Annotated in this window: 13 protein-coding genes and 2 pseudogenes; all 15 read right to left on the bottom strand. The window is 45.8% G+C overall.

Annotated features, from left to right (window positions below; all coding sequences use genetic code 11):
- Window positions 1–3 precede the first annotated feature (3 nt).
- A complete protein-coding gene (locus E3K36_08515; protein MCF6155281.1) occupies window positions 4–1,260 on the bottom strand; it encodes a hypothetical protein in 1,257 nt (418 codons plus the stop codon).
- 153 nt (window positions 1,261–1,413) lie between these two features.
- Window positions 1,414–1,525: pseudogene (locus E3K36_08510) on the bottom strand (DEAD/DEAH box helicase).
- Between the two features lie 20 nt (window positions 1,526–1,545).
- Complete coding sequence (locus E3K36_08505; GenBank protein MCF6155280.1) at window positions 1,546–1,830, bottom strand: type II toxin-antitoxin system RelE/ParE family toxin; 285 nt, start codon at window positions 1,828–1,830, stop codon at window positions 1,546–1,548.
- Window positions 1,815–2,003 carry a hypothetical protein gene (locus E3K36_08500; GenBank protein ID MCF6155279.1) on the bottom strand — a complete coding sequence of 63 codons (189 nt, stop codon included), beginning with the start codon at window positions 2,001–2,003 and terminating at the stop codon, window positions 1,815–1,817. Before E3K36_08500 ends, E3K36_08505 begins: the two co-directional genes overlap by 16 nt.
- A 479-nt stretch (window positions 2,004–2,482) precedes the next feature.
- A pseudogene (locus E3K36_08495) lies at window positions 2,483–2,602 on the bottom strand (DEAD/DEAH box helicase).
- Window positions 2,603–2,685: 83 nt separating this feature from the next.
- On the bottom strand, window positions 2,686–3,411 hold the full coding sequence (locus tag E3K36_08490) for an S-adenosylmethionine-binding protein (protein MCF6155278.1): 726 nt from the start codon (window positions 3,409–3,411) through the stop codon (window positions 2,686–2,688).
- Window positions 3,395–3,985, bottom strand: coding sequence for a restriction endonuclease (locus tag E3K36_08485; GenBank protein MCF6155277.1), 591 nt, complete (start codon window positions 3,983–3,985; stop codon window positions 3,395–3,397). Before E3K36_08485 ends, E3K36_08490 begins: the two co-directional genes overlap by 17 nt.
- A gap of 158 nt (window positions 3,986–4,143) precedes the next feature.
- Complete coding sequence (locus tag E3K36_08480; protein MCF6155276.1) at window positions 4,144–6,885, bottom strand: hypothetical protein; 2,742 nt, start codon at window positions 6,883–6,885, stop codon at window positions 4,144–4,146.
- A 336-nt stretch (window positions 6,886–7,221) separates the two neighbouring features.
- Window positions 7,222–8,313 (bottom strand): HupE/UreJ family protein, encoded by a 1,092-nt coding sequence (locus E3K36_08475; GenBank protein MCF6155275.1) that lies wholly within the window; start codon window positions 8,311–8,313, stop codon window positions 7,222–7,224.
- A gap of 220 nt (window positions 8,314–8,533) precedes the next feature.
- The gene (locus tag E3K36_08470) at window positions 8,534–9,337 is read right to left on the bottom strand and encodes a DUF4331 domain-containing protein (GenBank protein ID MCF6155274.1); all 804 of its coding nucleotides are present in this window, start codon (window positions 9,335–9,337) and stop codon (window positions 8,534–8,536) included.
- A 72-nt stretch (window positions 9,338–9,409) separates the two neighbouring features.
- Window positions 9,410–10,177, bottom strand: coding sequence for a DUF4331 domain-containing protein (locus E3K36_08465; GenBank protein MCF6155273.1), 768 nt, complete (start codon window positions 10,175–10,177; stop codon window positions 9,410–9,412).
- A gap of 36 nt (window positions 10,178–10,213) precedes the next feature.
- Window positions 10,214–11,677 carry a tetratricopeptide repeat protein gene (locus E3K36_08460; GenBank protein ID MCF6155272.1) on the bottom strand — a complete coding sequence of 488 codons (1,464 nt, stop codon included), beginning with the start codon at window positions 11,675–11,677 and terminating at the stop codon, window positions 10,214–10,216.
- 178 nt (window positions 11,678–11,855) lie between these two features.
- Window positions 11,856–12,269 carry a hypothetical protein gene (locus E3K36_08455; GenBank protein MCF6155271.1) on the bottom strand — a complete coding sequence of 138 codons (414 nt, stop codon included), beginning with the start codon at window positions 12,267–12,269 and terminating at the stop codon, window positions 11,856–11,858.
- Window positions 12,217–13,701 carry a radical SAM protein gene (locus E3K36_08450; protein MCF6155270.1) on the bottom strand — a complete coding sequence of 495 codons (1,485 nt, stop codon included), beginning with the start codon at window positions 13,699–13,701 and terminating at the stop codon, window positions 12,217–12,219. Before E3K36_08450 ends, E3K36_08455 begins: the two co-directional genes overlap by 53 nt.
- A gap of 24 nt (window positions 13,702–13,725) precedes the next feature.
- Window positions 13,726–13,950, bottom strand: a complete 225-nt coding sequence (locus E3K36_08445; protein MCF6155269.1) for a hypothetical protein — start codon at window positions 13,948–13,950, stop codon at window positions 13,726–13,728.
- Between the last annotated feature and the right edge of the window lie 52 nt (window positions 13,951–14,002).

The following is a 14,002-nucleotide window of genomic DNA, read 5'->3' as shown; positions in this document are numbered from 1 at the left end:
CTGTTAGGCAACGAATAGATTGAACACAAATACATTAACAAAGACTTGCCTTAGTTCATCTTCGAGTGAGGTCAAGATAAACCTCCATTCCCCTTCTTTATGCTGCCCAAGTTCTTTCTTGAATTTTGGATGAGAACGCATAGTATCAGGCACCTTTGTCAGCAATTCGGTAAATTTTGCGTTGTGCTTGTTGAAGACGATAATGGCCGCTTTGCAGTCTCTCCATGTAAGATAGTTAAGCAACTGATCAACCGCTTTCAAAAGTTCTTTGTGCCCTCTCCAGACTTTACATTCAGCGACAAAGGCAGCTCTTTCTTGATCTTCAATCCGAATATCCGTTTTCCTACTTCTTCTAAAAGTCTCGCCTGTGGCTCCACCTTCGTAGTGTCCGTTCAGATGTGCTATTAGAATATCTCTAAGTTCTTCCTCATTGTGAACAGCGTATGTTTTTGGCGTAGCTTCGAAGCTCCTTCCCTCGTGCCGTATTACAGCAAGAATATGCTCGAAATCTTGGTCGGTAATACCAGGTTCTGGCTTGAACCCAGACTTTGGAGGAGGTGGAAGCGGTTTAATTAGTTTTCTCTTTATCTGGATAGGTTCTATTGGCGGTGCATCTTCGCGTCTCTTTAAGGGTATGCCTAATAAATCTGCGATACCATCTTGTGTCTTTAGACGCTTTTTTCTGGCTTGCATAGCTCTAAGTATGTCTTCGGGAGCTGTCGAGTTATATAGTTCTACCTGTGATTTTTGGGAGTCAAGGTAAAACCTGATGCTTTTAAGTTCGTCGTCTAAACGTCGCCTGAATTTTTCGCGTTGTTCATCTACCGGCAGTTCAATTATAATATCAAGATAACCAATTCCATCTCTGTTGGATTGCCGAATGTCACCTCTGGGAAATACCGACTGGCTGCGATTGGGTCGGAGATTCCAAAGAGAAGTATCTCCTGTGTAAGGGATGCTTATAACAACCTTTACACCAGAAACATAAATCGGACCTCGATCTCCGAATGGATTTCGGTCTCGATGTCCACTTACATCTATTTTAGTCTCGTGATGTTCCATCTCCTTTGAATCTTCATGCAAAACAATAGGCTCGATCTTGATTGATGAATAAATGTGATCAACAAGAACGTCTTCAGGCGTTGCGAGTAGTTGGTCCTTGGGGATCAAATCTACTTTGGTAGATATTTGTCCAAAGCGATACCTGAGTGTGTCCTCAAGATCACTTCTAAAGAACAGGAAATTATTTATTCTATCCATTATAGTGTATTTTCTTATTTACCTTGCAGGTATTGCAGAATCTCAAAATGTCAACAACTCTATCAACTCCTTCCTCGAAAATGCCTTGAACATGGCATCGTCCGACTCGACTACGGAATTCATGAGGGTGGCCTTGGTGGTGATCATGGCATCGATCTTTTCCTCCAGTGTACCTTTTGGTGATCAGCTTGAATACCTGCACTCCTCTGGTCTGGCCAATGCTGTGGACACGGTCGGTAGCCTGGTCTTCCCGTGCGGAATTCCATCGCTAAGAAGTATTGACTATTAATCTAATGATTTTGCACCATGACAGATGGCAACAATTTCAATGAAATCTTCTTTAATACGATAGACAATTCTATAATTTTCGTAGATTTTTTCCCGTATATTTTCATTTCCGTATTCGGGAACGATTCGTCCGGCTTTAGGAAATTGAGGGATGGCTTTAATGAGGGCGTTTACTTTCTTTGCAAATAGAGAGGCATAGTATTTGGAATCTTTCCCAATATAGTTGCAGATGTCTTCGAAATTAGAAGCAGCCCGTGGTGACCACCTTATTTTGTAAGCCATTTGGACATCCTTTTTTCAACTTCCTCGTGGGATATCCCTTTCCCCTCATCCAATTCCTTCAAACCTGCATCCACCTGTAGTTTGAAATAAAGTTCTGCCATAATATCATCAATGGTGATATTATCAGGCAAGGACTGAATCATCTGAATAACTTGCTGTTTTATTCCTGCCATTAACGACTCCCTTTCGATATTTATTATTAGAAACAGTTTATTTTCTTGTCCAATCTTTATTGTTTTATATGTCTATTTACGGGTAAATGTAAGCTACTTTGAGAATTTTCTCAAGATAAATTAGAAAATTATTACGGGCTTAAGAACATGCTTGAGATATTAACCGTTGGATTCGCGCTACTGTAACAGTGTATCACCCCCTCCCCTAACCCCTCCCACCAGGGGCGGGGAAACACTTGTTGGTGCAAGTTCCTCGCCTGGCATGGAAATAACCTTGTTCCTATGTTTCATCCCCCCTCGATGAGGGAGGTTCGGTGAAGGTGAACCGTTATGCTCTACGAAACAAATCTCTATAGATTCCGTGTTCTCTGCGGTTAATCAAATGCATTTCAAAACGTCAACAACTCAATCAGTTCCTTCCTCGAAAATGACTTAAACACGGCATCGTCCGACTCGACTACGGAATTCATGAGGGTGGCTTTGGTGGTGATCATGGCATCGATCTTTTCTTCTAATGTGCCTTTGGTGATGAGCTTGAAGACCTGCACTCCTCGGGTCTGGCCAATGCGGTGGACGCGGTCGATTGCCTTATTCTCCACGTGGCGTTGAAAAATGTTAACAATTTTTTGTGATATGCGATATCGTATCATTTTTTAGGCACATTCAGTGTAGGTCTTTTCACTTAAACCAATTTACGTTTCTTAGTGGAGGATTTGTTCAATGACTTGTTAGCCCCATATTGAACTGGCCGTTCAAACAATCTCATTTGGGTGGCAACATGGCCTTTTCTTTGGGCAACACCATTTAAGCTGTTTTCCTCCACATCTTCGTTGCCCCACTGATCCCATCCTTCCCGTCTGAATCTGGCGAACAACTCCAGGTAAGGACCGGGCGAGCAGTTTTCGATAACGTCGTAAATCTGATTTGGTTTTCGTGAATGCTCCCTCTTCCGTGACGAGACGATGTTCACCTGAGTCCGCCCCGGTTGAAGTGTTCTTATGTGTCCACGAACACCGAACAAGACGAGTTCCGTAACATTTCGGAAATAGAATCCAACCCCCCGACCGTCAGGGCCCCCATCCTTTCTGATCTTATACCAGACAATATTGGTTTTATAAGTAAAACCCCAACGTTTTATCACTTCGAGGCCTTCGGCGAGCAAGGCATTTGGGACCCAAAGATAAAGATGCGAGTTAGCTGCAGCTACTTGAGATACCGGAATCTCACAGATTTCCTCAAGGGTCATTGTTGGATAGCGAAGGAGTCTCTGATGCTCCGGTGCCATCTTCCCGGTACGGTTCTCGAAACGCCATGGAGGATCGGCAAGAATGGTTGAATAAAGACCACAGACCTTAGACATGAAATCCTGTGCAGCTGTGGGCTGAGTAATGTTAACAATCTTCTGCATAAAGATTTCTCCTAATGCCAAAGACAAGAAGAGGACATCCAGCACCGCCTCCGCCTTGAATCCTTGGAAGAAGCTTAGACATATGTGTGGTCGAGGCGCCATATGATGCCCCACGACCGAGGCTATCAAAAATATCCTGCAACTCGTCACAACGAGTTATTATTACTCCAACGGAAATTGCACGAAGGTCAAATAGCAAACGAAAATTGTTCAGATCGCGATCGAAGAATGGATCTTTGTTGTTCCACTCTATTTCAAGTGCAACCCGGTTCTTAAAACAATCGACTTCATGTGTCGGGGACTCCATTACCTTTTCATCAACAGTAATTTTCGTATCAAAATTCTTTGGTTTCCATCCTTTCTGAAACAGTTCACAATCAATCCAGTCGGCTACTTTCGACTTGCGTCCCCCTCCAACCGTAATCCAACTTTTTCTTAATTGAAACCGTGTCAAAACATCACAGATGTCGTCATACTCGGACGTGAAATCGTGTCGGAGTATGGCTAAAGCATGGCGCCACTCGTGAACTTCGTAGTGATCTTTAATAAATTTAGGTAACTGGTCTACGGACACTTATCTCGTTTTACTGTAAACTGTGTGTACATCAATTGTGATGATTTACAGATAATTATTGTTTATACAAAAATAATAAATAATACTGTAGGTAATATAAAAATGCTTAAAATTCAGCATATTAGCATATTTTGCCCGAGCATAATAACCTTTCAATCTCAAAACGTCAACAACTCAATCAATTCCTTCCTCGAAAATGACTTAAACATGGCATCGTCCGACTCGACCACAGAATTCATGAGGATGGCCTTGGTGGTGATCATGGCGTCGATCTTTTCTTCCAGGCTGCCTTTGGTGATGAGCTTGAAGACCTGGACGCCACGGGTTTGGCCGATGCGGTGGACGCGGTCGGTGGCCTGGTCTTCCCGTGCGGCGTTCCACCACCGGTCGTAGTGGATAACCACAGAGGCGGAGGTCAGGTCGATTCCTAAACCGCCTGCCATCAAGCTCCCCAAAAAGACGTTGCGGTTGGGGTCGTTCTGGAATCTCTCTACAACCTTACCACGGTTCAAAGTGCTACCTCGCAAGGTTTCGTATCTGACGTCGATGCTGTTCAGCCAGTCACCAATGATATCCAGCATCTCCAGATATTGAGAGAACACGACAACCTTTTCTCCAGACTCCAGCGTCTCTTCCATGATCTCCTTGAAGAGTTCGAATTTGCCCGAGGTAGCCCCTTTGGGAGAATTTCCATTCAGTACCAGTTTGGGATGGTCACAGAGTCGTTTCAATTTGGTGAGTAATGCAAAGATGTGGATGTATTCTACTGGCTGACTTTCATCCTTGAGCTTCGCAATAAGCTTGCTTCCCCGTTCACTAATGATGTCTTTATACATAACGACCTGGGCTGGCGCTAGTGTGCAATACCGCTTTTCTTCCGTCTTTGGTGGCAGTTCGGTCAAGACATCCTTCTTGAGCCGTCTTAATTTAAAGGGGTGGATGATCTTCTTTAATACCTCGCGTTTTTCATTGTCCTGATATTTCGTGATGGGGTTCTCGTATCGTTTCCTAAAATCATCTATGCTCCCCAGATAGCCTGGCATGAGGAAGTCAAAGATCGACCACAATTCTGTTAATCGGTTTTCAATAGGGGTGCCTGTCAGCGCAAGGCGATGCCGTGCCTTGAGGAATTTTGTGGCCTTGCACATCTGGGTGTTGTGGTTCTTGATCTTTTGTGCCTCGTCCAGTACTACGTAATTCCATTGAATCTTGCTAAGACCTTCCATATCGCGGGAAAGGATGCTATAAGTTGTTAATACAACTGATGGGAGGTCGTCTGAAAAGAGGATATTTCTTTCTTTTCCATAAAACAGGGCTATCTTTAATTCGGGTGCATAGGTCTGAAATTTTGATTTCCAGTGATCCAGCACAGATGTGGGACAGATGACCAGATTAGGCATGTTCGGTTCAGTTTGTAACGCAGAGAGGATTACCACCATCGCCTGATGTGTCTTGCCCAGCCCCATCTCGTCGGCCAGGATGCCGTTGAAGTTGTTCGTATGCAGGAACCAGAGCCAGTCATACCCGGATTGCTGATAGGTACGCAATTTCCCCCTGTATGAAGTGACGGCTGGCGCCGGCTGTGGTGGTGTGATGCGATCAAAACTCGCCAAAAATTTCTGCGTCTCATGACATGCAGTTATCTTTGCTTTCTTGCTGCATTCAGCCCGCGTGCGCAGGTATCCCAATTTGGGCATCTTGATCCGCCCATTTTCAATGACACCGTTGCCACGCTGCCAGAGTTCCATGATTTCCTTAGGAATTTCTAGATAATCCGTATCTTTTCTCATGCAGCGTTCTTTATCAATGCATGACAAAATCTCAGAAAGGGTGACGGTGTGTCTTCCTACGGTATAGGTAGGATCCAGCCATAGCCAGTCATTATCGCAAGCCTCCACCTGCACATGGGAAACATCTGGCTTGTCATGAACCTCCGCGCCCTTCAATCGTTCTGAAGGTTTAAAGGATGAGTCATTGAGTAATAGGTTGAGATCGTGTTTAAGGAAATCAATCGCATCCTTTTCTTTATAAACAAGCGGCTTTTGTTTATGAAAATAGGGTTTCAGGTTGAAGGAAATGGGATTGATAGGCCTGTAGGAATTGTTTAACCATACCCATCCTTCGCTGATCCGGTGCTCGGCTAATTGTTCCCACAGAAAGGCCTGCTCCTCTTTTTTGCCGGAACTCTTGAATTTCAGGATAGGGGACAACTCAATATGCCCATCGTTGTTTATATCGGCATGAAGATAGGGGACGAGCGGGCTCTTATAGAGCTTTGTTCGTTTTGCCCGTTCGGATAATTCCACAGTATTGCCGGAAAATCTCGTTAATTTTTCAAAAACATGGGGACTTTTTTCTGCTGAGAGGTGGAACACCGTTTCGCCGCCGCCATGAGGAGAAACCAGCTTGAGTTCGAGTCGTGGCCCGCCATCGAGCAAATCCACTTTAATGTTGAAATGACCAAAGCCAGAAAAGATTTCACCTAAAATATCCACAGGACTCGGCTCGTAAGAAGAAAATGGCAAAATCTTCCTAAAAATATCGTCCGGGTCAAAAAGTGCTTTTTGTCGAGAGGGTAGCGGTCTATGGCGTTTTGCTTTATCTCTATGCTCAATCCACTCTAATAGAGTAGCAACAATGTGCTTGCATATCTCGCCATCCGAGGCATACAAACACTCACAATCCATTTCATATATTTCTTCCTCATTCGAAAGTATGAAGACACTGTAGGGAACCGATTCACTACCCGCGACTTCCGCCGTTAATTCTCCATCATTATCATAGCTTAGATTATGTACACGGCCACTTTTGTAATACGAAAGTCCACGGTTAAAGACGCCATTATTGGTAATGGATTTAATATACTCTGATGTAATTGAATCTATAAATGGTGTATTCATAAATTCAAACTCTTGTAAAGAGGGTTTAAGGGATATAGGATTGTCTTTGGATACTACATATATATCAATTTAATGATAAAAAGTCAACTAATGACCTTAAGTTTCTCCGGTTTTTAACACAAGATTTCTTTTTAAAATTATGTAAGAGGAATTCGTTGAATTTTGGATAAAGGTAGCTTGATTGACATCCCATTGTGGACATATGAGTTAGGCTATTTCGTGGTTTTTATTGTGAGGCAGATTCTTCTGGGTCTGGTATCTTGATGCTAGGAATTTCAAACTTCCCCCATAATCCCCCCGTAAACGGGAGAAACAGGGGGGGAAGGTGCCGAGGACCTAATTAAACAAAGTGCGCTCGAATAGCCAATACGTCCCGGCAAGTAATACGAATACAGAGCAAGCGGTCGCAAGGCGTGGGAAGAAATTCGGAAGTTGTTGCGATTTCCAAATCAATGGCAGCACCAGCAACGCAATCGCTATTTGACCTATTTCAACTCCGAGGTTGAACGCCAGAAGCGGTATAACCATTCCGTCGCCCTTTGCACCGATGCTTAATTCGCGCAGCACCGACGCAAAACCTAAACCGTGCACCAGGCCGAATCCGAACGTTAACAGCCAGCGACGATGCAGATTCCGGCAAAAAAGATTTTCCATACCAATGTACGTGATTGACGCTGCAATGAGCGGTTCTACAATGCCCGGCGGAAGTTGCACTACACTGAACGTTGCCAATGCAAGCGTGATGGAGTGAGCTACAGTAAACGATGTGATGATCCGTCCCACGCTCCAAAAGTTACCGCCTATGACCAACAGCCCAAAAAGGAATAGCAGGTGGTCGTATCCTTTCATAATGTGCTCAATGCCGAGGATGAGAAACTGGCGGAATGATAACGAATTTTTAGCAGTCGTAACAGTATTTGTGATGGCAACTTCAAAGGCCGGATTATCTGCAGTGAGGATACGTTCGGTTACGAGATTTTTCTCCTCATTCCGAACCGAAACGTACTGCCTGTGACTACGGGCAAGCTCTGAAATGATGGGCATGCTCACGCTGAGTCGTGAGCATGCCTTCCAAGAAGAATTTAAATGAAAATGCAGCGCATCGCTTTGATCGAGTTCAATCGTGGTGACCTGTGCGGCGACACGCTGGTTATCAACATTGATCTTGGTCATGCCGCTCGCCAGGATTTGGAGATGGGGGCGTGCAGCATCAAATTCTGCGGCGGTGACTGAGCCGTTACGATCGGCATCGATGGGTATGAGAGATTCGATATCACGTCGGGCGAACGTGAAGTGCACAGCGATCTGGCTTTCGGTTATTCTCAAGTCTGCTGTACTCAGTCCCGGATCGTGGGCATGAACGGTATCCGCGAGTCCGAAGAGCAAACCAAAAACCAGGGTATATGTTCTAAGACGCAGGTGATGCATACTTTAAAGTACAAGGAATTTTAAAAGATCCGTAGTGGCAATTCATGAATTGCCACTACACTGCCCCTTGATAGAGGCGGTTAGGGAAAAAAGACTAATCACCCATCCCTTATCCATCCCAGACAACCCCCTTTTTCTCCCTTTATTAAGAGGGAGAGGGGGTTGTTTTTAATTGGCATTTGTCGTGTATCTAAAAAGTCGTTGCCAAAGGCAGCCTGATTTAAGGTGCTACACCATGATGACCGTGGATGCGGCCGTTTTGTGGTGTGGACTCGTATGGGAAGACCTTGTTAAATACAATGTCATTTTGATTCACTCCGTCACCCGCCACCTGTACGAACAGGGGAAGTGTGCGCAGGTCGCTGATGAGGGCCGAGATTGCAATATCCACTACGTCGTCACCGAAACGCCTGCCGTTTGGCCAACCACCGGCGATAAATCCACCGTTGTCAAACGGATCCTGAATATCGCTCTGTAACACATCATTACCAAAGATGCTCAACCGTGAGAAGCCAGAATCATCAGGATTGTTGGGGTCGTCTGGTCCTCCACCCGCAAGCCGAACACCACTGGTCGAGAGGTCAACTTTGATCAAATCGGGAATGTAAATGCCAGCAATATCGGTACGACCGGTTTCAACAGCTGGCACGAGGCCTGTTCCAGGGATAACGAGCAGGTTGATCAGCTTTGCCAGCTCTGGGCTCTCCGCGTATTTGCGGAAGATGACACTATCTCTTGTGGGACTCGTTCGGCTGTACAAGTCCTTGTCCGCAATAGCGACCAGACCTTCGTTGAACAGAGGATTGCCTTGCCGTCCAACCTGAACAAACGGCCCCGTGATCTTATCATCTTTTTTCTCGGGCCTCGTGCTCAGCACTGTAGTTTTACGGCGGCTGGTGGTGGCATAAACTCCAACGATCTGCTGGTCACCGCCAAGTTCACTCACGGGAATCTCCAGGGCCATAAGGTGGAGGTTGAACCCGCCCTGGGAATCTTTGCCGGGATCGCGCACAGACTGGGTCAAATGAACTTTTTTGCTTCAAAAGTGGGTAAGAACTACTATAAATTACCATTTTTGTACTCGTTTTGTCGCTTTTTAGCCTATAAAATGGGGAATAAATCCCACTGAATAGGATAAAATTGCCCATTTGACCCAGTCTGGCAGTTCCAGCAGGTCAAAGATAGATTGGATATCGCCGTAAAAACCATCATCCCGTTGTCCGGCGAATGCAACGTAGCCGTTGCTCAGCGTGGCAATGGCCTGCTTTGTGTACTTATCGAGTTCTGCTTCCGTGGCTACACCACCCTTAGCGGGATTCTCACCGTCGTCGTCCTGGTTATAAAAGGGTGTGGCAATTCCCTGATTGTTCGGGGGAACGATACCGGAGCCAAGGACAGTTTCGGTTTTCTTTTTCGTGCGGTGATCGACTTTAGTGACCGTATAGGTTTGGGTCAGGTTTTGATTTGCGTCATCCACATCGTTAATGACACCCAGATATGACTGGAGGATGGTGTTCTGATTCTTAAACTTAGTTTCAAACAAGAACTGGTAGCTTAACGTCTTGCGTCCAGCGGCAACGTCATCACCTAACGCAACGTGGATCTCGTAGAGCACGTTATCGTCAAAGTTATACTTGTTTGGGCCGATACCCGGCTCCTCGAACGGGTACACGCCAAGTGCTACAACGAGGTTTTTGTTGCTGTTGTCTTCGTCGACGAATGCGTAAACATCGGTGGTGTTAGCAGCCGGGTCAAGGGTAATCAGCGGCGCATCCATATGGCTGGATGCAAATAGGGAACCGCTTGCCAGTACAAGCAAAGCAATTACTCCATAAACGCTCAACATCTTACTGATTGTTTTCATAAACAGCCTCCTTTCTTTGAATATAGGTATTCCTGGTTAATTCGATTGGCCCGATGTCAGAATCGATTTCTGCGCCTGTAATGCCGCAGTTTCTTTAAAGAGGTGCTCTCGTTCCGAAGGCAAGAGCATGTGTTGAATAGCTGTGGTTTTTTCGAACCAAACCTCAGCCTCTTTATGTTGTCCCGCTGCCGCTGCAATGACACCTGCGTGATAGAACAGGCGTGCGTCCTGTGTTCCCTCAGCCAGTGCCCGCTCACTGAACGAGCGCGCCTCCTGAATCCTCCCCACAGCCCTGAGTGCCCAGGCGAGTGTGTCCAGCGTGAAGATGTCTGCGCGCACTTTTAGTTCCTCTTCCGACAGCAACAGTGCCATTTTGGTGTCATGGCCAATCGTGGCAAGATACAGGGCGAAGGTCCTCGGATCATCAGAAGCACCGCGTTGCATAAGCTGTTTCTCGACTTGGCCCGCTTTATCCCTGTGGCCGGCCGTACGCAGGGCTTCAATAAGACCCCACTGGTGCTCAGGAAGGGGGTTTAACTGAGTGGCGCGTGTTAGTGGAACTATGGCTTCCGTGTTTTTCCCTTTTGCCAGCAACATACGTCCGCGCGCCAGAAGCGCCGGGGGATAATCGGGTTGTAAGGCAAGCGCTGTCTCAATAATGTCTGATGCCTTTGAAATATTACCTGCCTGCATTTCGTATAAGGCGAGACGCACGTATGCCCATGCTGCCGATTCATGGTCGCGCGAGCTGCTTGCTCCTGTGGCCATTTCCATTACTGCGATTGCTCCCTGCAGATCACCTTTCAGCCAGCGGACGTGAGCGGTGCGGCTGTATGCCTGCGGGCCGGGCTTTTGATCCATCATTTTTTGATAGGCATCGATCGCCTCGTCGAGCTTGCCTTGCTCCATCAACAGATCACCCAGCAATCCGTGATCAAATGACAGTCCACGCTGGGCAACCAGTTCACGTGCCAGGGCTTCTCCCTCTTTAAATTGGTGCAGATTGTGGAGCACGTGTCCGCGTAACAGCATAGCCTCGGCGCTGTGCGGCTCCTTCGATTCGACGCACAGGGCGCATTGCTCGGCCAATTTGTAAAAGCCCGGATCAAAACTGATGCGCGCTTTGGTAACAAATGCCCAACCGAGCCGTTCCAGGTACGCCGTACGCCACGGTTCCTCGGCACAGCGTGCCTTTTGTTGCAGGTGGATGATTTGCTGATCTATCCGGTCTGTGCCTGTATGCGGTGTGAGTGCGATAGTGCAAGGATCGGCGGCGTTGACGGGTGGTGATACACTGACGTCAACGGCAGGTAAAGCACCAGAAATCGAATGGTCGTCTCTCCTGCAGCCCGTAAAAAGCAAAAGAGTCAGTAATAAAAAAAGGCTGATATATTCAATAAGGCAGAAAACAGATTTCATAAATTTCCCTTTTGAAAGGATTGCCTTTATTAAGTGACCCACATAAACCTTCATCCAAAGGGGGCTACCTTGATAAGCCATTTTCTGCCGGAAGGTTTTTCACAAGGTTTTTCTCGATTTTGTCACTACTCATTTACCTCGGTAAGTTTTAGCACACCATCTTGTATGAGCCCAATTCCCGGGAAATAAAACTTGAATTCTTTGAGTCCTGGCTCTAAGAGTGAGTCTCCATCGTTTTCAGACAATTTTCAAACTTCCCTCATGGAGTCTCAACAACCTTATTTATACTCACGATTTCTGTTCTGTCCGTTGCAACTTCCGGCGCTATTTCATGAAAATACCTTGAACCCAATAGAATAGTCCCCGGCATTATAATACCAGCTCTTGCCCCATCAACGCCTGATTGCCAGGAACCATCGTGACTCACTATCTCTCCATTTTCATATATATTCACGTCTTCTCCAAAATAGAATACGCTGTTATTCCGATTACATATTGCAACGTAATTCTTTGAGACCTCTACTAATTCACCGTCAAGGGTTTCTCTTTCTTCCATAACTCTGGTTTCTATACCCTCTATCTCCTTAGTTTCATCAACCTTTAACTTTACTGCAATATTATTATATCTGGCGGGGGGCTGTCTTCGTCTGGCGAGGACAATCAGGCGGTGCATCCAAAAGGGTTCCAAAATAAAAAAGGGAATCGCGGTAACAATATCCCTGCCATTTGTGGCAGAGATCAAATTCAGAACAGGTGTAGCACACCGTTCCATTAAACTGTTCCCTGGAGGGATAAAGGAAATTATAAAGCTTAGGTGAATTCCATACACCGGCAACACCCTTCTCAAACACGTTTCCTACGATATGATTTTCAGCGTGAGGGATCTGATCGCAGAGGGTAACATCCCCGTTTGGCTGAATAAGCATACTCACCCTACCGCCAGAGCAGATAGAGCGTCGATCCCAATCCTCTCTATTCTTTCTCGTCTGGCTTTGGACACTGGTATCATCCTGTGCTGTAATAGATACTGAAGGGTGTTTCTCACGTATCCTCTCAATAGCCTCTTTAATGTAAAGCTTTTGTTCATGTGTCAGAAAGAGCGCATCGTCGTGTCGATAATGGCTTCGACCATATTGCACGAACTGGAAGTTGGTTACACCCAGATTGGAGAAAAGGCGCACAAGCCCATCAGGGGCATCAAAGTTATAACTGGTGAGGACGCATTTGACCCTCGGTGTTAATCCGGCAGCGATGAGATTTTTTATGGTCTCAGTGGCATTTTCCACATACCGGGAACTGCGGGTCAGCATTTCCGCTACTGCTGTATCAGGGCTGTCTATGCTCACCTGAATATCACGTCTGAGGTGCGGTGGCGGATCCGGAATGCCAATCCCCAATTCTTTCAACCTGGATGCCGTTTCCTCAGAGAGAAAACTCTTCGTTGAGAGAAAGAACACAAACTCCCGTTTTACCATTTCAGTAAGTATCCTGAGCACGTCTTTTCTGGTAAAAATATCACCTCCGGTGATGTCGACCATAAAAATTTCATTATCTGAGAGATCGCAGAAGATATCCTTTAACCGTTCAAAATCAGCCTCGTCACAGGTACGTCTTTCTGCGTAACAGTACATGCAATCGCACCCGCATCGGTTTGTAATGGCAATATTCACTGAGATGGGCCGTGCAAGCCGCTGCAACGGATATTGATATGAGGAAAAGTCAGGGAATAAATGCTGATTAGTTTCACGGAAGGATGGGCTTGGTTCACCATCAAAAGTGACTATGCCTGCATGCGAAATAAGATGCGTTAACGTACTTTGGAAAAGGTTCGAATGGGGACCCTCTTTTTTGTCTGCGATGGCGAGTGCGTCGCTCCACGCCTCTTCGATATCACTCAGGGTAAATGTCCCATCAAGAAAGGGGAGCAGAGTAGCTTCCACCGGTGTCAGGACCTTATGGGTCAGCGTATCAGTAACACATTTGTAGACAATGACACTCGTTTTGTCATTTCTAATACGCCAGGGGGTATTTATCCGAGGTTTCGCTCCGGGGTTCGTTAGCATATCTTTCATCCCTACATGAAAATTTCTTAAAACGATTATCATCAGAAGATCAAACAACCTTGTTTATTACTCTTTCTGACTATTCTTGCAGCCTTCCTTGCACGCTTTTTTGCACCATTCTTTGCAACTACTCCCACAGCCCCATCCAAATAGGCCATCCACCTGAATTATTTCACCGGCAGTCGAAACAACTACACTATACGGCAGATCAATCCCTGTCCTTTCCAATGAGTCTTTTAAGATCAAAGAAATGATCTTTAAACGGGGATCGGCCTTTTTTCCAGGAGACATAATTCATTTCCTTACCGTAAATATCAAAAAAGACTGCTTTTCATAAATCTCA

Source organism: Candidatus Brocadia sp., assembly GCA_021646415.1.
Taxonomy (GTDB): Bacteria; Planctomycetota; Brocadiia; order Brocadiales; family Brocadiaceae; genus Brocadia.
Note: the sequence above shows the minus strand (reverse complement) of the source record. Positions and strands in the feature narration are given on the sequence as shown.